This window comes from Bacteroides muris (ex Fokt et al. 2023) (assembly GCF_024704895.1).
GTDB lineage: Bacteria > Bacteroidota > Bacteroidia > Bacteroidales > Bacteroidaceae > Bacteroides > Bacteroides muris.
Window position 1 is genome coordinate 1 of sequence record NZ_JAMZEE010000027.1, and the last position, 18,728, is coordinate 18,728.

General features: G+C 50.6%; 16 protein-coding genes and 2 pseudogenes. 8 read left to right on the top strand and 10 right to left on the bottom strand.

The window, feature by feature from the left end; translation table 11 throughout:
• Positions 1 to 333: 333 nt before the first annotated feature.
• The 4 genes and pseudogenes from M1B78_RS11645 to M1B78_RS11660 form a co-directional block, all read right to left on the bottom strand.
• Positions 334 to 543: a hypothetical protein gene (locus M1B78_RS11645; protein ID WP_257940743.1), complete on the bottom strand. Its 210-nt coding sequence runs from the start codon at positions 541 to 543 to the stop codon at positions 334 to 336.
• A gap of 291 nt (positions 544 to 834) precedes the next feature.
• A pseudogene (locus M1B78_RS11650) lies at positions 835 to 1,372 on the bottom strand (N-acetylmuramoyl-L-alanine amidase).
• 34 nt (positions 1,373 to 1,406) lie between these two features.
• Positions 1,407 to 1,508: a smalltalk protein gene (locus tag M1B78_RS11655; protein WP_257940770.1), complete on the bottom strand. Its 102-nt coding sequence runs from the start codon at positions 1,506 to 1,508 to the stop codon at positions 1,407 to 1,409.
• Between the two features lie 202 nt (positions 1,509 to 1,710).
• Positions 1,711 to 2,210 (bottom strand): annotated as a pseudogene (locus M1B78_RS11660) (HU family DNA-binding protein).
• 383 nt (positions 2,211 to 2,593) lie between these two features.
• On the opposite strand from M1B78_RS11660, the gene M1B78_RS11665 reads away from it, so the two are divergent.
• From M1B78_RS11665 to M1B78_RS11695, 7 genes are read left to right on the top strand one after another with little or no spacing between them, the layout of a single operon-like run.
• Positions 2,594 to 3,073, top strand: coding sequence for a hypothetical protein (locus M1B78_RS11665; protein WP_257940744.1), 480 nt, complete (start codon positions 2,594 to 2,596; stop codon positions 3,071 to 3,073).
• Positions 3,070 to 5,301, top strand: a complete 2,232-nt coding sequence (bioA, locus tag M1B78_RS11670; protein WP_257940745.1) for an adenosylmethionine--8-amino-7-oxononanoate transaminase — start codon at positions 3,070 to 3,072, stop codon at positions 5,299 to 5,301. The genes M1B78_RS11665 and bioA overlap by 4 nt, the downstream gene beginning before the upstream one ends.
• A gap of 30 nt (positions 5,302 to 5,331) precedes the next feature.
• Positions 5,332 to 6,483: an 8-amino-7-oxononanoate synthase gene (locus tag M1B78_RS11675; protein ID WP_257940746.1), complete on the top strand. Its 1,152-nt coding sequence runs from the start codon at positions 5,332 to 5,334 to the stop codon at positions 6,481 to 6,483.
• Between the two features lie 28 nt (positions 6,484 to 6,511).
• On the top strand, positions 6,512 to 7,300 hold the full coding sequence (locus tag M1B78_RS11680; protein WP_136010668.1) for a pimeloyl-ACP methyl esterase BioG family protein: 789 nt from the start codon (positions 6,512 to 6,514) through the stop codon (positions 7,298 to 7,300).
• Between the two features lie 14 nt (positions 7,301 to 7,314).
• A complete protein-coding gene (gene bioC, locus M1B78_RS11685; protein ID WP_257940771.1) occupies positions 7,315 to 8,133 on the top strand; it encodes a malonyl-ACP O-methyltransferase BioC in 819 nt (272 codons plus the stop codon).
• A complete protein-coding gene (gene bioD / locus M1B78_RS11690) occupies positions 8,133 to 8,780 on the top strand; it encodes a dethiobiotin synthase (protein WP_257940747.1) in 648 nt (215 codons plus the stop codon). Before bioC ends, bioD begins: the two co-directional genes overlap by 1 nt.
• Before the next feature lie 29 nt (positions 8,781 to 8,809).
• Positions 8,810 to 9,982, top strand: coding sequence for a glycosyltransferase (locus M1B78_RS11695; protein ID WP_257940748.1), 1,173 nt, complete (start codon positions 8,810 to 8,812; stop codon positions 9,980 to 9,982).
• Between the two features lie 5 nt (positions 9,983 to 9,987).
• Here M1B78_RS11695 and M1B78_RS11700 read toward each other — a convergent pair whose 3' ends face one another.
• Both M1B78_RS11700 and M1B78_RS11705 read right to left on the bottom strand, forming a co-directional pair.
• Positions 9,988 to 11,232, bottom strand: coding sequence for an ABC transporter permease (locus M1B78_RS11700; RefSeq protein ID WP_176469184.1), 1,245 nt, complete (start codon positions 11,230 to 11,232; stop codon positions 9,988 to 9,990).
• Between the two features lie 108 nt (positions 11,233 to 11,340).
• On the bottom strand, positions 11,341 to 12,540 hold the full coding sequence (locus tag M1B78_RS11705; protein WP_136010672.1) for a pyridoxal phosphate-dependent aminotransferase: 1,200 nt from the start codon (positions 12,538 to 12,540) through the stop codon (positions 11,341 to 11,343).
• 257 nt (positions 12,541 to 12,797) lie between these two features.
• Here M1B78_RS11705 and M1B78_RS11710 point away from each other — a divergent pair, with 257 nt between their 5' ends.
• Entirely contained in the window at positions 12,798 to 14,033 is a 1,236-nt protein-coding gene (locus M1B78_RS11710; RefSeq protein WP_176469183.1) for a fucose isomerase, read from the top strand.
• Positions 14,034 to 14,117: 84 nt separating this feature from the next.
• Here the strand turns inward: M1B78_RS11710 and M1B78_RS11715 are convergent, their stop codons facing one another.
• From M1B78_RS11715 to M1B78_RS11730, 4 genes are all read right to left on the bottom strand, one after another.
• Positions 14,118 to 15,365: an ABC transporter permease gene (locus M1B78_RS11715; protein ID WP_257940749.1), complete on the bottom strand. Its 1,248-nt coding sequence runs from the start codon at positions 15,363 to 15,365 to the stop codon at positions 14,118 to 14,120.
• 38 nt (positions 15,366 to 15,403) lie between these two features.
• Positions 15,404 to 16,636: an ABC transporter permease gene (locus tag M1B78_RS11720; protein ID WP_257940750.1), complete on the bottom strand. Its 1,233-nt coding sequence runs from the start codon at positions 16,634 to 16,636 to the stop codon at positions 15,404 to 15,406.
• Positions 16,637 to 16,661: 25 nt separating this feature from the next.
• Positions 16,662 to 17,309: a DUF2807 domain-containing protein gene (locus M1B78_RS11725; RefSeq protein ID WP_257940751.1), complete on the bottom strand. Its 648-nt coding sequence runs from the start codon at positions 17,307 to 17,309 to the stop codon at positions 16,662 to 16,664.
• A 146-nt stretch (positions 17,310 to 17,455) separates the two neighbouring features.
• A complete protein-coding gene (locus M1B78_RS11730; RefSeq protein ID WP_257931489.1) occupies positions 17,456 to 18,718 on the bottom strand; it encodes an ABC transporter permease in 1,263 nt (420 codons plus the stop codon).
• Positions 18,719 to 18,728: the final 10 nt, after the last annotated feature.

The window sequence follows — 18,728 nt, forward strand, 5'->3', positions numbered from 1 at the left end:
AGAGTTCTTTTTGAGGATGTTTTTCTGTTTTAATGAAGAGCATAGCGGGCTATGTGACGAATAGAAACAGAAAAACATAAGGGGGGCAAATCACTTTGTATGTAAACTACGAGAGGGATAAATTGGCTGAAATGCCGATGGATAAAGGGATTGACGTAAAGATATAGATTTTATGAGTCCAAAACGTTCTGTTATATTTGCTTATATTGTGGGCTAATTTAATTGAGTTTTTATGAAGTTCTAAACAGTAAAAATGATATTACGTAAAGTAGAGGGCTGAATTGACGCTTTTTGAGGCGCGATTCAGCCTTTTTTCCGTGTGGAGTGTTTAGGTTATTCTTGAACACAACGAATGAGGTGAGACTGCTTGATAATGGCTCTACGGGTTATCTTAACGCTACCCTCAGTGAGACCCGCATGAAGTAGCGAGCTCTTTTTGATACCTATTTGAGCGTCATTTAGGACGGTATAAATGGCGCTGATACTGCCGAAATAATAGTCCTTTTTCTCGAAAATGAGATGTACGTGAATTATCTTAGTCATAAATTCATTATTTAGAAGTTTATTTCTACAAAGAAATTCTAAATAATAAATATATAGAAGTATTTCCAAATAAAATATGTACTGTTTAGGGTGTTTAGAGGATATGACTTCATAAGTTCTTTTGTATGCCCAAATGAATAAATGACGTTGATAAATAGCAATGAGGCGAAAGGTTAAAAACAAACTTAGGGATACCATAAGGGATACCGATAAGGGATACCTTATTTTGCAGAAAATAAACAGACCGGAAAGAAGCTTGGGAAGAAGCTGAAAAAACTTTTTGAAGAAAATTTAAACAGGCTCTAAGTATGCCGGATTGGGTGGTGCAGGCTCTGTCAGAATGATCGTTGCATCAAAGCAAGGACATTGCTTCACCCACTCTTCCGGCTCTATCTCCCCGTTATGGTTCAGGTCGGGGCTTAGGTCGCGGTGACCGCAAAGCCGGGCACTGGGATAATCTTTCAGCAACAGCAACACAAGTACGCGCAGAGAATGCCTTTGGAAAGGGGTACGCGCATCGGCAGGGCGACCATACTCGTCAAGACCACCTTCGTAACAGACACCGATGCTATTTGCATTCGCCTCCGGGCAGGGACAAGGGGCGAAGAGACTTGATGTCACCATTCTTCCGGATATAAAAATGATAGGAGGATGTGTCCAAACACCAAAAATATGAAAATCACCCCTGTCACAGATATCTGTAGCAAGGGTGATTTTATTAAAAAGAGGTTTTTGACACATTCTGGTCTATCGTCAAGTCGTGCTCCGTATAGTAGCGGTCGCAGCGGGTGGCGGAACAATGGACGACGATAAGATTGATGAATCTCATGAGAATTAAGAATTAACTTTTTAATTTAAAAAAGCTACACCGTCATGACATGGATGCTCAAGGCACCAATGAGGGCAGAAGCTACAGCGATTATCACTTTCAGGATTTTATCCCAAACAGATGATTTTGTACTTATAGGAAATTTAAATTAAGGGTTAAGGATTAAGCCTATTCAGATTATATTCAAAAAGCTTTCTTTATTCAGCTTCTTTTGAGCTTCTTTCTGGTCTATCTTCCTGTTTCTATTTGCCACACAGCTTGCTATGATCCTCATAGAAACAGAGAAAAATCTCCTCAAAAAAGAACTCTCAAAATGATGCAGAATAAAATTTCATTTTTTATCCCAGCGGATTCTCGCCCTGATCACCGTCATTGCTGGACCGACGCCTTGATTGCCTTCGCCGGAACTGCCCTCCTCGGGCTTGTCGAGCACATAGTCCACATAGCCGGGCTGCGGGTCACGGCGGTGCTGCCGTTCACCAACTTCAGCTCCATGTTGAGGATAAAGCGTATATTCACCTTCGCGATAATGCGCACCGTACACTTCTCCGAGGTCTCCATGCCGGGACAGCGGAACGTCATGTGAAAAGTACCCAGCTGGTTCAGCTTCACTTTGTCACCGTTGGCAAGGTTGCCTTGAATCTCCTCCACCAGGGCTTCGATGACGTGCTTCACGTCGCCTTTCGTCATGACACAGTCCTTCTGGATGGAGGCGGCAAGGACATCGACGTCTATGGTGCCGCAAGTCTTGGGTTTCTGACGGAGATAGTACAACATGGGCGAGACCGGGGTCGCTCACAATTTTATGGCATTGGAAGCGTTCTACAATTACATTCATAAATTTGAAAAGTTATAGTTGTTTGCCAATATATAGTTCACAAAAACGCATCATCCGTCCACACCGAATACATCATACATTAAAGGCAAACGGATGATATATTGAGGGTAAATATATGATGAATATCGCAGATAAACTTCTTAATGACTATTAAGTGTTGTTATAAAACATGATATTATTTACTGCAGATTTGGAGACTATCAAAAAACACGTACCTTTGCAGTGTGTTTTTCATAGTATTAGATTTAAGGTTAACGAAAGATTGGCTGTCTGGGATAGATAGCCTTTTCTTTTTTCATACATTACCGTTACCGTTATGAAATTATTTTTTCTACATTTGCACCCGCTAAAAGGAAACAAAACCGCATCAGGCTGAAAAAAACATGAGGAATACATCACCCACCGCACCTACCATCCGCTTCCGCCGCTGGAGCAGAAAAGCCTACGCTGCATTTGCCAGCATAGGACGGTGTGTCACCATCGGTTGCCTGCGCAAAAGCGTGGCAGACAGCTCTCTGTCCAAACAGAAAACTGCGGGAACCGACGGACATGCCGGATGCGGGGAAGAGAGTACCTGGAAAGGGAAAACGGAAGGAAGAGAAACCGACACCGACATTCCGCTGGGTAGCAGCAGCGCCCTAACAAGTATCCTCACGGAGCTGGGAACAAACCGGCACATTCTTTTTGAAACACAAGTCATCCGCCCCTGCGGGAGTACGGGCGGACAAGACACATATAGCCTGAAACAAAAGAGAATAAGAGGTACGAATTACCGGAAGCCATGCAGCAGAATGACGAGCTGCACCGCCCCGGCAATCCGTACCTCTGTCTTTATCCACGAACTTAACCCAAGAAAGATATGACCCTACAGAAGTTGAAGGAACAAGTGCTGCGCGGCAGCCACATCAGTAAGGAAGAAGCCGAATGGCTGGCTGTGCAACCCGACAAGGAAGCACTATACGAAGCTGCCCACGAGATAACCCGGGGCCTGGCCACGGAGGAGTTTGATATGTGCTCCATCATTAATGCCAAGTCCGGACGATGCCCGGAAAACTGCAAGTGGTGTGCACAGTCGTCGCACTACAAAACCCAGGCAGACGTGTACGACCTGGTGGACAAAGAAGAATGCCTGCGGCATGCCCGGCATAATGAAGCCCAAGGCGTGGCACGTTTCTCGCTGGTGACCAGTGGACGGAAGCCCTCCTCCAGAAACATGGAGAAACTGTGCGAAGCCGCCCGGCACATGCGCCGGCACTCGTCCATCCAGTTGTGCGCATCACTGGGACTGCTCAACGAAGACGAAATGCGGGCACTGCACGACGCAGGCATCACCCGCTATCACTGCAACCTGGAGACAGCCCCCTCCTACTTTCCCCAACTGTGCAGCACGCACACGCAGGAAGAGAAGCTGCGCACCCTGCAAGCCGCCCGCAACGTAGGCATGGACATCTGCAGCGGCGGCATCATCGGCATGGGCGAGAGCATGGAGCAACGTATCGAATTCGCCTTCACACTGCGCGAGCTGGAAGTACAGTCCATCCCCATCAACCTCCTGAACCCCATCCCCGGTACACCGCTGGAACAGCAGGCACCACTCAGCGAGGAGGAAATACTGACCACCATCGCCCTCTTCCGCTTCATCAACCCGACAGCTTTCCTCCGCTTTGCCGGAGGACGCTCGCAACTAAGCAAGGAGGCTGTGAAGCAGGCGCTGCACATCGGCATCAACTCCGCCATCGTGGGCGACCTGCTGACAACGCTCGGTTCGAAAGTGTCGGAAGACAAGATGCTGATAGAAGATGCCGGATACCGGTTCTGCGGTTCGCAGTTCGACAGAGAGCACCTCTGGCACCCCTATACTTCTACAACCAACCCGCTGCCGGTGTACAAGGTGAAGCGTGCCGAAGGCGCCACCATCACCCTGGAAAGCGGAGAAACCCTCGTAGAGGGAATGTCGTCGTGGTGGTGCGCCGTCCACGGATACAACCACCCCATACTGAACCGGGCGGCAGAGGAACAGCTGGGCAAGATGTCGCATGTGATGTTCGGAGGGCTGACACACGACCCTGCCATTGAACTGGGCCAGTTGCTGCTACCGCTTGTCCCGCCGTCCATGCAGAAGATATTCTATGCCGACTCGGGCTCGGTGGCAGTAGAGGTGGCCTTGAAAATGGCCGTGCAGTACTGGTATGGCAAGGGAAAGGCGAAGAAGAACAATTTTGTGACTATCCGTTCGGGCTATCACGGGGATACATGGAATGCCATGTCTGTCTGCGACCCGGTGACGGGCATGCATTCGCTGTTCGGGGCATCATTGCCGATGCGCTATTTCGTGCCGCAGCCGCGCTCGCGCTTCCACGGCGAATGGGATGAACGGGATACGGTGGAACTGCGGAAACTGGTAGAGGAGCATCACGAGGAACTGGCAGCGCTTATCCTCGAACCTGTGGTGCAGGGCGCTGGCGGCATGTGGTTCTACCACCTCCAGTACCTACGCGAAGCGGCACAGATATGCAAGGAACATGGCCTGCTGCTGATATTCGATGAAATAGCCACGGGCTTCGGACGGACGGGAAAACTCTTTGCCTGGGAGCACGCGGGTGTGGAACCAGACATCATGTGCATAGGAAAGGCCATAACGGGCGGATACATGACGCTGTCTGCCGTACTGACAACGAACGAAGTGGCGGATACCATCTCCAACCATACGCCGGAGGTGTTTATGCACGGCCCCACCTTTATGGGGAATCCACTGGCATGCGCCGTGGCATGCGCTTCGGTGAAGCTGCTGACCTCGCCCGAATACGACTGGCAAGGAAAGGTGAACCGCATCAGCCAGCAACTGCTGGAAGAGCTCGAGCCGGCACGCCGACTGCCGCAAGTGACAGATGTACGTGTGCTGGGAGCCATCGGGGTGATTGAGACCAAAGAACCCGTAGACATGGCGTGGATGCAGAAACGCTTCGTTGAAGAGGGAATCTGGGTACGCCCGTTCGGAAGATTGGTATACCTGATGCCTCCGTTCATTATAGAGCCGCAACAGCTGACAAAGCTGACGGGAGGATTGACGAAAATTATAAGAATGTGCTAACATTGGCATATGGACACATTAAAAAGAATTATGAATACAACCGAATATATGCAGCAAGAACTGCAAACACTAAAAGAACACAGCAACCTGCGCCTACTGCCGCAACTGACGCACGAGGGGCGCACAGTGGTAGCCGATGGCCGACGCATGCTGAACCTTTCGTCCAACGACTACCTGGGCCTGGCCGCCGACCATCGGCTGAGGGAAGAATTCCTGCAAAATCTGACGCCGGACAACTTCCTGCCGACCTCCTCCTCCTCCCGCCTGCTGACGGGAAACTTCGGGATTTACGAAGAACTGGAGACGGAACTCGCCACACTTTTCGGCACGGAGACAGCGCTGGTACTCAATAGCGGCTATCATGCCAATATGGGGATTCTGCCCGCCGTGAGCGATGCACAAACCCTGATATTGGCAGACAAGCTGGTGCATGCCAGCATCATCGACGGCATCCGCCTATCCACCGCACGCTGCATCCGATTCCGCCACAACGACCTGGCGCAACTGGAACGCCTGCTGGAACAGCATCATACGACATACCGGCAACTGATTATCGTCACAGAAAGCATCTTCAGCATGGACGGTGACAAAGCCGACCTCACGGCATTGGTGCGTCTGAAAAAAAAATATCCCAACGTACTGCTCTATGTGGACGAAGCCCATGCCTTCGGCGTAAAAGGAGCACGAGGCCTGGGCTGCGCCGAAGAAACCGGATGCATCCGGGATATAGATTTCCTCGTGGGCACCTTCGGCAAGGCAGCGGCATCTGCCGGCGCATACATCGCCTGCTGTCATACGATACGCGAGTACCTCGTCAACCGGATGCGAACCCTCATCTTCACCACGGCACTGCCTCCGACAAGCATTGCCTGGACACTGTTTATCGTACGGAAACTTGCCGGAATGCAAGACCGCCGCGAGCATCTGGCAAGAATCGGCCGGACGCTACGCGAAGCATTACAAGCCAAGGGGTACGGATGCCCCAGCGCAAGCCATATCGTCCCCTTGATTATCGGCCCCAGCGCCGACACCGTGTTGTGCGCAGAGCTGCTGCAGAGGCATGGATTCTATGCGCTGCCGGTACGCCCGCCCACGGTGCCCGAAGGAACATCACGCATCCGCTTCTCGCTGACGGCAGACATTACAGAGCAGGAGATAGAAGAAATGATTAAATATATATAGTGTAAGATAACTCATCACATATATTATTATGAGACAGGTTTACATCATCAAAAAAAATAACCCCAAGCTGCTACTGTTCTTCGCAGGATGGGCCGCCGACGAAACACCCTTTAAACAATATTGCCCCCAAGGCATGGACTACATGATTTGCTATGACTACCGCACGCTCGATTTCGATACTTCCATCCTAGAGCAATACCGGCAAGTGAACGTAGTGACATGGTCTATGGGCGTATGGGCTGCTCCTATCGCACTGGCTTCCGTGCCCAAGGAGAAACTGATGCTTATAGCTTTTAATGGTACCATTACCCCTATCGGTGACACAGATGGAATTCCCGAAAAGACCTTCCGAGACACCTTGAGCGGACTGACTCCCGCCTCGCTCCAGAAGTTCATGCGCCGCATGTGCAAAGACAGCAATGCCTACAAAGCCTTCCTTGCCATCACTCCCCGCCGAGACTTCAACGAAATTAAGGAAGAGCTGGAACTCATTGAGAAAAAATACACCCGAATGAGAGGGATAACCATCGATGAAAACGGCAATTATATCTACCCCAATAATGACGAGACGGATGCCTATGCAAACGATAAATGCCAATACATCAATTATGACTACGCTTTCATAGGCGCCAACGACCGCATATTCCCTTTAGAAAATATGAAAACAAATTTCGATGACATGTTCAATGATGACAAACTAATTGTTGTAGACTGCGCCCACTATGACGAACCAATGTTCCGCTTCTTGCTGCAAGACATGTGGTCGATGCCCATTGACGACTTTCTAAGCCATCTGAGAGAACTGGATAGACAATAAAAGAATTGAAAAAAATGACAGACATCCCTACCCGCTCCATAGACAAAGAACTTGTAGCAAAACGCTTCTCCTACTCGCGAAGCACCTATGACCGCGAAGCCAGCGTGCAACGGCAAGTAGCCGAAAAAATGATGCGCCTGCTGACTGACGCCCTGCTTTCCGCAGGCATACCCCGTCCGCAACTTCCTACACACTTCCGCCACATCGTAGAGCTTGGCTGCGGAACGGGCAGCTACTCGCGCATCCTGCTGAACACCTTGCAACCGGAAACGCTGTTGCTGAACGACCTCTGCCGGGATATGGAGGAATGCGTCGGGGAGCTATGCACTACGCGCACTACGCGCGTCAGCTTCTTGCCCGGTGATGCCGAAGCTCTCGACTTCCCCGCAGAAACCGACCTGATAACCTCGTGCTCCACCCTGCAATGGTTCAATGACCCTGGCGCTTTCCTCACCCGCTGCCACCAAGTACTGATGGCAGACGGACTGCTTGCCTTCAGCACCTTCGGCACCACAAACATGCACGAAATACGCCAACTGACGGGGCACGGGCTGGAGTATCTCTCCATTGAGGAGCTGCAAGCCCTGCTCTCTCCCGGCTTCGATGTTCTCCATGCCGAGGAAGAGGTAGTGACCCTGTCCTTCCCCACCCCTCAGGCAGTGCTGAAGCATCTGAAGCAAACCGGAGTGACGGGAACGGAAAAAAGGATGTGGACGCGCAGCCGCCTGCAATCCTTCTGCGAAGCATACGCCACCCGGTTCAGTGATGCCGCAGGCAACGTAAGCCTAACCTATCACCCTATTTATATCGTCGCACGAAAAAAAACAGAATAATGGAAACAAAAAACATCTACTTCATCAGCGGCATTGATACAGATGCCGGAAAAAGCTATTGCACCGCCTGGTACGCCCGTGAGCTTATGCAACGCGGCCTGCGTGTCGTCACCCAGAAGTTCATCCAGACCGGCAACACCGGTCATTCCGAGGACATCGACCTGCACCGTCGCCTCACCGGAACCGGCTATCTGCCGGAAGACAAAGAGGGGCTGACCATGCCCGAGATATTCTCCTATCCCTGCTCCCCCCACCTCGCCGCTCGCATAGACAAGCGTCCGATAGACTTCGGAAAAATAGAGCGTGCCACCAGGGAACTTTCCCACCGCTATGATACCGTGCTCTTGGAAGGCGCCGGAGGTCTGATGGTTCCCCTCACCGAAGATTTCCTGACGATAGACTACATTGCAGAGAAGCAGTACCCGCTTATCTTCGTCACCTCCGGAAAGCTGGGCAGCATCAACCACACCCTGCTGAGCTTCGAAGCCATCAAGAACCGGGGCATCGCGCTCGATACGGTACTCTACAACCTCTACCCCACTGTGGAGGACAAGACTATCCAGGAAGACACGATGAAATACATCAAGCAGTATTTGTCCAAGCACTTTCCCGGAACAAAGTTTGAGGTAGTGCCGGAAATTGTGTAAATTTGCAGCACATAAACGTCCTACTGCACATGGAAGCATTTACATCAGATTCTACTGAAATTATCGTACTCGCTGCGGCGGGTGGCCTGTTCCTTATTCAAATTATCTACTACCTCTGTCTCTACAACCGTATCCATGCACGCAGCCGTGCCGTGAAACAGGGAGACATGCATTTCACCCAGGAACTGCCACCCATATCCGTCATCATCTGCGTCTGCGAGGAATCTGAAAATCTGCGCCGCAACCTGAGCGCCGTGCTGGAGCAGGACTACCCCAAATTTGAAGTCATCGTCATCAACGACGACGACACCGACAAGAGCGAGGATTACCTGACCATCCTCGAAGAGAAATATCCCCATCTCTACCACAGCTTCGTGCCCGAGTCCTCCCGCTACATCAGCCGCAAGAAACTGGCCGTGATGCTTGGAATCAAGGCCAGCAAATATGACTGGATGGTGTTTACCAACGCTGACTGCATGCCCCAAAGCAACCAATGGCTGCGACTGATGGCACGCAACTTCACGCCACGCACCCAGGTGGTGCTGGGCTACAGCGGCTACGAGCGCGGCAAAGGCTGGCTGCACAAACGGGCTGCATTCGACAACCTGTTCACTTCCATGCGCTATCTGGGATTTGCCCTGGCAGGCAGCCCCTACATGGGCATCGGGCGTAACCTGGCCTACCGGAAGGAACTCTTCTACCAGCAGAAAGGATTCTCCGCACACCTCAACCTGCAACGCGGAGACGACGATTTGTTCATCAACCACGTGGCCACCCCGGAAAACACACGGGTGGAAACGGATGCCAAAGCCATTGTGCGCATGCCGCCGCTTCTGCGTGCCAAGGATTGGAAAGAAGAGAAAATAGGCTATGCCTCCACAGCACGGCTGTATCATGGAATGCAACGCCGGATGGCCGGTTTTGAAACCCTGAGCCGCCTGGCATTCCACGCAACTTGGACAGCCGCCATGATTATCGGCATTCTGCATTTCCACTGGCTGGCAGCAGGCGTGGCTTTTCTTTTGTTCCTGCTCCGTTTCACCATGCAGGCCGTCATTGTCAACAAAACTGCCTGCGACCTGGAAGAACAGCGCAGTTATTACTTCACCCTACCGGTTTTCGACCTATTGCAGCCAATACAGTCTTTGCGTTGGAAGTGGTACTGCCTGTTCCGCAAGAAAAGCGGTTTTCTGAGAAAGTGACTCTCTTATTCGTAACGGATGGAAGTTGCCGGATGGATGCGTGTAATCAGGAATGAAGGACCCAGCAGCATCAGTAGCGAAGCCAGCAATGCACCAGCATTCAGCAGCAGAAACAGCCAGATATTGAAAGATACCGGAACAGTAGCCATGTAATAGGTTTCAGGGTCGAGTTTGAACAAGCCAGACCAGCGCTGCACGAAATAGAATGCAAGGCCAATCATGTTCCCCCAGAACATACCTTTCCCAATGAGAAAGACCGAAAACCAAAGGAAGACTTTACGGATGGTAAAATTATTGGCTCCCAAAGACTTCAACACGCCTATCATGGAGGTACGCTCTATGATGATAATCAGCAGGCCTGACACCATGGTGAACCCCGCCACCCCAATCATCAGAATAAGAATGACCCAGATATTGACATCCAAGATGCCCAGCCAGACAAAGATTTGGGGATTGAGCTGCTCTACATTGCGGACGCAATACTCGGCACCATAGCGGTCGGGATTCCCGTCCGCATCGGCAGCTATCTCATAGGTGGTTTCTTCCAGCTTATCATAATCGCGTATTTCCAGCTCCACACCGCTCACCTGGCCGGGCTCCCAGTTATTCAGCCTATTCACCAGACAGAGGTCGGTAATCAGGAACAGGTTGTCGTATTCGGAGAAGTTGGTTTGATAGATACCTACAATCTTCAGGCGGCGGGCACGCACATCGTCTTGGATGAAGTAGGTGTCTATCTTGTCACCGAGCTTCAGTTGTAGCTTGCCGGCAAGAGACTTTGAGATGACTACACGGTTGGACGAAACAGAATCGCTGAATTGCGGAAACTCCCCCTCCAGCAGATGGCGGTGGAAGAAGGTGCTGTCATATTCCTGCCCCACACCCTTCAGCACCATTCCCTGAAAGGCATCGGCGGTCTTTATTATCCCCAGCTTGGTGGAGTAGCGTTGCACATGCTCCACTTCGGGATAGTCGGAAAGCGCAGCCATCATGCTGTCGCCCACCACCACCGGACGCGTCTCATAAGAGCGAGCAGCATCCAAGTTCCCAATCTGGATATGGGCACTGAACCCCACAATCTTATCCCTTACCTCGCTCTTGAAGCCGACAATGACGGACACGGCAATAATCATCACCGCCAGTCCGAGGGCAATGCCCACCATGGCGATAAGAACAGCCGGACGGGAAACCTGCTTGCCCGGCTCCGAGTTGCGATAAATGCGCAACGCTATAAAGCGAGATAAGTTCATGGGCCATTATTTTGTAGGCGCGGATTACACGGAAGATTTGAAACAGACCTCTTTATCTTAAGTTTTCCGTGTAATCCGCGTAATCCGCGCCTAATGAATTATTTCATTTTATTCGGTTCGTCCCGGATAGGCTTCCAATGCCTTTTGCAGGACAAACAAGGCGCGGTTCAAGTCGTCTTTTTTCAGTACGTATGCGATACGCACTTCGTTGCGACCGGACCCCGGCGTAGTATAGAAACCGGAAGCGGGAGCCATGAATACCGTCTGCCCCTCGTACTCGAACTCCGACAGACACCAGGCACAGAACTTGTCGGAATCATCCACCGGAAGCTTTGCCACCGTATAGAACGCTCCCATCGGGATGGGCGAATATACGCCCGGTATGCGATTCAATCCGTCAATCAGGCATTTACGGCGTTCTACATATTCATCGTATGTGTCGCGCAGGTAATCCTCATCGGCATCCAGCGATGCTTCTGCGGCAATCTGGCCAATCAACGGAGGACTGAGGCGCGCCTGGCAGAACTTCATGACGGCATCCCTGATTTCCTTGTTCTTCGTAATCAGGGCACCGATGCGGATGCCGCACTCCGAATAGCGCTTGGACACGGAGTCAATCAGCACTACATTGTTCTCAATGCCCTCCAGATGGCAGGCAGAGATATAGGGAGAACCCGTATAAATAAATTCACGGTACACCTCGTCCGAGAAAAGGAACAAATCGTACTTCTTCACAAGGTCGCGAATCTGGTTCATTTCACGGCGTGTATAGAGGTAACCCGTAGGATTGTTGGGATTGCAAATCAAAATGGCACGCGTGCGCTCGTTAATCAGCTCTTCGAACTTCTCGACCTTGGGCAACGAGAAACCCTCTTCGATGGTCGTGGCAATGGTGCGTATCTTGGCTCCGGCAGAGATGGCAAACGCCATATAGTTGGCATAGGCCGGCTCGGGAACAATGATTTCATCACCCGGATTGAGGCAAGCCAGGAAAGAAAACAGCACCGCCTCCGAACCGCCGGAAGTGATGATGATGTCGTCTGCAGTCAGATTGATATTGTACTTCGCATAGTAGCCCACCAACTTCTCGCGGTAACTGCGGTATCCCGCACTGGGGCTGTACTCCAGAACTTTCCGGTCGACGTTCCGTATCGCGTCAATCGCGACTTGCGGTGTAGGCAGGTCGGGCTGTCCGATGTTCAGGTGGAATACATGTACGCCTCTTTGTTTGGCAGCATCTGCCAGAGGGGCAAGCTTTCTGATAGGAGATGCGGGCATCTCCATTCCGCGAATGGATATTGTTGGCATGAGGTCTATTTACTATTTTACGATTTACTATTCAATATAGAGTATCTATAGGTGACATTGCTATCACTTTATCTTAAAGTTGCAAATGTAGCGAATTATTTGAAACCAAAAGGAAGGCAGGACAATAAAAACTTTAAAAAACTTATCTATCGTGAAAACTCTATGATATGTAAACAGAAACTTGTACCTTTGAAAAAGCAAACGAACCAAGCAGGCTCAATTAATAAACAGTAAATTGTAAAATTGTAAATAACATCATGGTCATCAACCTTATAACTTTTGCTTCCATACTGCATAAACAAGCATCAATCCGTAACTCCCACGAAGTGATATTGACTGAGTTGGAGAAGTACTTTACCGTCAACTTCATTGATTACAAAGACATAGACAAGTTATCACCCGATGACTTCAGCATCATATTCATCGCGACCGGAGGCGTGGAAAGACTGGTAATCCAGCATTTCGAGTCCCTTCCCCGCCCCACCATCCTCCTGGCAGACGGCATGCAGAACTCACTGGCCGCCGCCCTCGAAATATCTTCCTGGCTGCGCGGCCGGGGAATGAAAAGCGAGATTCTTCACGGAGAACTGCCCGAGACCATCAAGCGTATCTTTGTTCTGCACAGCAATTTCATGGCACAACGCCGCCTTTTCGGCATGCGCATCGGCGTAATGGGCACTCCGTCCAATTGGCTCGTTGCCAGCAATGTGGATTATCTGCTTGCCAAGCGCCGCTGGGGTATCGAGTACACAGACGTCTCATTGGACCGCATTTACGAATACTACGGACAGATAACGGACGAGGAGGTGGGCGAAGCATGCGCCAGCCTGGCAGAAAAAGCGCTTGCCTGCCGCGAGGCAAGCCCCGAAGACATGATAAAGGCCGTGCGGCTGTATCGGGCCATCAAAAGGATTGTAGAGGAAGAGCGACTGAGCGCCATTACCCTCAGCTGCTTCCGCCTGATAGACCAAACGGGAACCACCGGCTGCCTTGCCCTTGCCTTGCTGAACGACGACGGAATCATTGCCGGATGTGAAGGTGATTTGCAATCCGTCTTCACCATGCTGGCCGTAAAAGTGCTGACGGGAAAGAACTCTTTCATGGCCAACCCTTCCATGATAAATGCCCGTACCAATGAAATCATCTTGGCACACTGCACCATCGGCATCGCACAAACGGAGCAATTCATCATACGCAACCATTTTGAAACGGAGAGCGGCATCGGTATTCAGGGAATTCTGCCAACGGGAGACGTAACCATCGTGAAATGCGGAAACGAGAGTCTGGACGAATATTACTTAAGCACCGGCGCGCTTGTTGAGAATACAAACTACATCAATATGTGCCGCACCCAAGTGCGGATAAAGATGAACTCTCCTGCCGATTATTTCCTCAAGACACCGCTGGGCAACCACCACATCATGCTGCATGGCAATTACGAGGATATATTGGAGGAGTTCCTGCAAGCCAATGCCTGCAAACGGATTGAATGATTATTCGTTCGCATCCGGTATCACCACCTCGCCTGAAACGGGGAAATACGTTCCCTAGAATGAGCACAGATTACTCAAAAAAACTCATTCATCATGCAATGCTTCAGCGGGCTGCACCTCCATGGCCCGTGAAGCCGGATACCAGATTCCTGCAATCACCATCAATGCCATCAATATCCAGACAATAGAAACGCATATGACAAATCTCCCCCAAGTAGCATCCGTGGCTTCCGTAAAAGTGACATCTGCCATAACCATGTTAATACATATTGTCAAAGCGGGGATAGAGGCAAGCGCCAACAGCAGCAACCCTTCACCCAGCAATTGCCAGCGTATTCTTCCGCGGCTGCTGCCCATGGCCATGCGCAAAGCAATCTCGCTGCGGCGATGGCGGGTACGGAACCAGAAAGTTCCCATCAGCCCGATGAATACATTGAAAACGAAGAATATCACAATGAGCCTTGCGCTGCGGATATACGGAGTGATTCCTTCGGCAGCATCCCGTTCTATCTTCTGGTCCTTATAGCTCTGTATGTCGAAAAGATAGAATGGAGCAACCTGCAGCTGCGACGTCATATCCTGATAGAAACGGGCTGCAAAATTATCCGTATCCGCCTCCGGACGTATCCGTAGGGAGATGAACGGAAGGTACTGGGCCTCATAGAACCAACCGGGAAAAGGAGTCAGAACAAAAGGTCCGTAACGGGCATAATCATCCGTCTTCTGCAAAGCACAGACTGCAGAGACACAGTAACGAAGACTTCCGTTGTAATAATCCAGGAACTCGCGACCCACCGCCTCGGCACTTGTCTGAAAAAGACTGTCTGCCAAATCACGGGTCACCACGGCAGGCAGAGGACTGGCAGTGGAATTCCAATCCGAGACATTCCCCTGCAACAACGGAATACGCATGACGTCGAAATATTCGGGAGACACATAGCGCACTGTAGTCTCAACAACATGCACGCTGTCCGTCGTATACCCCTGGTAAACACGCCCGCGGGTATAAGTATCGGTACCCAGCCACGTGGCAGCACTTTCCACTGCAGGATATTGCCTGATACGCCGGAGCACCTCCTCCATCGGTTTGAACCAGAAGGTCTGCAGGCTGTCTTCCGACGTGCACGACACTATCTGTGTGGGATTGCAGGAAATCCTTATCTTATAGACATGCTCCAAATCATACCCCTTAGGCTGCCGTTCTGCATGGGCAAAGCCATAGAGCACATCCACACAATACCACATCAATGTAAATACAATCAACAGCTCGGCAAACAGCCAACCGTTACTGCGGCGCTGGTTCCATATCTGGTGCAAAATAGAATGTATCATACTCGTTACTGTTTTTAAATTAGAATTTGTTTATCCGCTCATTCACCGCCAAGAACCTCGGCTATGGGACGGCGAGTGGCATGCCAGGCCGGAATAAACACAGAAAGCAGGTTGAACAACAGACATACCACCAATACAGCCACGAAAACCGCAGGTCGGAGGAAGAGCCAGATGCTTACATCAAAATTCGCTCCGGGAGCGCCATCGCCAAGCATCCAGTCCTTGCCCAGCCATAGGAATATGCACGAAAAGAGAAAACCGAGCAATGCGCCGGCAAATGCCAAGGCCAGATTCTCGCGGAGCAACTGCACCATCAAGGTAGAACGGCTGGCACCGTATGCTTTCCTTACCGCAAGCTCAGCCATGCGACGGGACATTTGCGAAGATATAAGTCCGCTGACATTGATGGCGGGCACAATAAGCAATATCAACCCCAGAATTATGCAGGTTACGGCAGGGCTCATCGTGTCATTACGGAAGAACTGCCGTTCCGTATAAGTGCTGAGATCGGGAAGTTCCAGTTTATATTCGGTCAGTGTCTCGTTGAAGCGGGCAAGCGACTGTTCTATCTGCCGCTTGAGCTCCTCTCTGCCGACACCGGGCCTGACAAGAGCCACAGCCTCGAAACCTCCCCGCAGCCCTTCACTGCCCAGACCAGAATCCCGGGTGGAATAAGGCATCCACAACTCTCCATAAGCAAATGTGAACAGAGAGCTCACATCCTTGGTGACCCCGACAATGCGCTTAGGGCGAAAGTTAACAAAATAATTCTTGCCAATGGCTGCTTCGGCAGACCCGAAAGCTTCGCGGGCAAGCTGTTCGCCTATAACCACGACATCCCGGCAAGCATCGAACTCTTCGGTACTGAAAAGACGGCCCGCCACAAGAGGGATATCGTAGACACGCCAATAGTTCAAATCCACCTGACGAACCGTGCGGCGCATTCCCCGCGCGGGTGAATCCCCACAATATCTAAGATAGGTAGGTCCCAGATAGGTGACAAGTTCCGCACCCGGAAGTTCTGCAAAAATAGCGTTGACAGCCCGATAAGACATACCCGTATTAGAATTGCTGTGGTCGGACTTACGGTAAGAGTATCCATAAGAGGAATATACCATACTACTGCGGTGCGACTCGGGAGCCAAGTCAGCCGTCTGGATGTCATACACCATGTAAATGACCATGACAAAGGTGATGCTCACTGCCGTACCGATGACGGAAACAGCACTGAAAAAGGGATTCTGGTGGACAAGAGCTAAAATTTGTTTCATAACTTTCTATTCATCATGTAATGCTTCAGCGGGCTGCACCTTCATCGCCTTTCGGGCGGGAACGGCCTATTTTCAAATTATCAGTATTTACCCCGCCTATGCCTCCTTTAGAAATGTCAGCATGCCCGGCAGTTCCGCTCAGAGTAATTTCGCCGACTCCTCCCACCTTGGCAGAGAGATAATCGCAAACTACATGGATGTCGGCACTACCCACACCCCGCAAAGCCACCCGCAGGTCGCGGCAAGTCAAATCCTTCACATGCACATCACCCACACCTTTCACTTCAAACTCCAGCTTATCCAGCTTCAAGGGTTCCTCACAGTTGAATTCACCCACACCGATAAATTCCAACATCTTTAAATCCGGAGCCGAGAGACGGATGGTGACACCGTCATCTTGGTTGCGCATCTTCTTATCCTTGAAACCGATGGTGAGATGACCATCCTTCACTGTGCTCTCCGTATTCTTCACGTACTTCTCCCGTCCTTCAATCTGTAGGGAGTAGCTGTCGCTCTGTGTGAAGTAAACCGTACCCACAGAAGTTATCCTGATGGATGAGAAAGCCTCCACCTTACGCACTTCACTCACTTTGTTATCTTGTCCCCATGCACAAATTACGCCTGCAAATGCCAATGCCAATGCGATGATAACACCTATAATATTTGTCTTCATATTCTTGCTTATTTATTACAATGATGACTTACTCAAAAAAAACAGACAATGTGTTTAGTACGAACGGATGATGTATTTGCCCCAAACAAGTGATGTGTTCGATACAAACAGATGATACGTTCTTTTTTATCGTTGATATTATTTTCTTATTCTTCATGCAGTGCCTCTGCCGGCTCTATCTTCATGGCTTGCCGTGCCGGATACCAAATGCCCATCATCACCATCAGCGCTATCAGCAGCCAAGCCCCCAGCGAGCCTATCAGGAAGCGCATCATGCTCCACTCCACGGGCCAAGTGGCAATCAATGCAGTACGTCCAATGGTGAATTCGCCGACACCTACGTTGTAACATACCAGCATGGCAGGCAGAGTAACCAGCGCCAACAGCAGTAACCCCTCTCCCATAAGAAGGGCAAAGACCTGCTGCTTGGTACTACCCATCGCCAACCGCAAAGCTATTTCGGAGCGACGGCGGCGCGTGCGGACCCAGAAAGTACCTATCAGTCCCAAGAAGACATTTCCCAAGAGGAACAGCACCACTATTGTCTGACTGTTCACTTTGTCCGTATCTCCATACATCACTTCAAACTGTGCCTGCATTTGCGTGTAAGGTTCCGCACTGGCAACAAATATATTGTCCGTATCCAGCCTCGGCGCTATCTCGCGGAGAAATTGTTCCCGGTAGTCCGGCCCGTCGGCAGCAGGCTTTACACGGAACACAATCTGCGCCTGCTCATTTCCGAATCTCTCACGCATAAGCTGCTCGCCCAGGCGCATAAAAATCCAATGAGCGTCATTGCCATAGCGGTAATCGCGGAAGCTGCCGACAATGCCACCTTGAGTAACCGTATTCACCGTATCTCCACGCCATGTCAGCGGTGTGTTGAGTGAGAATTCCGGCAACCGTTTCTTGAAGGCATCGGCAATAGCCTGGCTCAACATCACATTATTGATACCGACAGGCAAAGCGGCAAAAGTCCGCCCTTGCTGCTCCTGCATATGAAAAACCCGTGTATATCCACCGGTAGCATAAATTATACGCCCGTTCTGCCCGATGGTATCTTGTACAGCCAGCGAGTTATAACTATTCGCGCCACTCATAGGCAAGCTCCAATAGCTCAACGAGGCGGCCTCTACAGTCGGTTCTTGCTCCAGCCTTTTCAGGATATTCAGATACTTGTCGGCATTGAGCAATGTCGTATCACGGCTCTCGCCTCCCTGCACCGTAGTAAGACGATAAACATGGTCGATATCATATCCCAACGGACGATAGAAAGTATATTTCATACATCCCAGAGAATCGCAAAGAAACCACATCACGATGAATACCAGAAAGAGTTCGGCCAACACCCACCCACTATTGCTCAGGCGTGCCCATATCATGCGTAAGTTGTGTAAAATGAATTTCATAATACTTCTT

Coding starts and splice junctions, on each gene's coding strand:
- M1B78_RS11645 (WP_257940743.1), bottom strand. CDS start 543: ATGACTAAGATAATTCACGTACATCTCATTTTCGAGAAAAAGGACTAT.
- M1B78_RS11665 (WP_257940744.1), top strand. CDS start 2,594: ATGAGGAATACATCACCCACCGCACCTACCATCCGCTTCCGCCGCTGG.
- bioA (WP_257940745.1), top strand. CDS start 3,070: ATGACCCTACAGAAGTTGAAGGAACAAGTGCTGCGCGGCAGCCACATC.
- M1B78_RS11675 (WP_257940746.1), top strand. CDS start 5,332: ATGAATACAACCGAATATATGCAGCAAGAACTGCAAACACTAAAAGAA.
- M1B78_RS11680 (WP_136010668.1), top strand. CDS start 6,512: ATGAGACAGGTTTACATCATCAAAAAAAATAACCCCAAGCTGCTACTG.
- bioC (WP_257940771.1), top strand. CDS start 7,315: ATGACAGACATCCCTACCCGCTCCATAGACAAAGAACTTGTAGCAAAA.
- bioD (WP_257940747.1), top strand. CDS start 8,133: ATGGAAACAAAAAACATCTACTTCATCAGCGGCATTGATACAGATGCC.
- M1B78_RS11695 (WP_257940748.1), top strand. CDS start 8,810: ATGGAAGCATTTACATCAGATTCTACTGAAATTATCGTACTCGCTGCG.
- M1B78_RS11700 (WP_176469184.1), bottom strand. CDS start 11,232: ATGAACTTATCTCGCTTTATAGCGTTGCGCATTTATCGCAACTCGGAG.
- M1B78_RS11705 (WP_136010672.1), bottom strand. CDS start 12,540: ATGCCAACAATATCCATTCGCGGAATGGAGATGCCCGCATCTCCTATC.
- M1B78_RS11710 (WP_176469183.1), top strand. CDS start 12,798: ATGGTCATCAACCTTATAACTTTTGCTTCCATACTGCATAAACAAGCA.
- M1B78_RS11715 (WP_257940749.1), bottom strand. CDS start 15,365: ATGATACATTCTATTTTGCACCAGATATGGAACCAGCGCCGCAGTAAC.
- M1B78_RS11720 (WP_257940750.1), bottom strand. CDS start 16,636: ATGAAACAAATTTTAGCTCTTGTCCACCAGAATCCCTTTTTCAGTGCT.
- M1B78_RS11725 (WP_257940751.1), bottom strand. CDS start 17,309: ATGAAGACAAATATTATAGGTGTTATCATCGCATTGGCATTGGCATTT.
- M1B78_RS11730 (WP_257931489.1), bottom strand. CDS start 18,718: ATGAAATTCATTTTACACAACTTACGCATGATATGGGCACGCCTGAGC.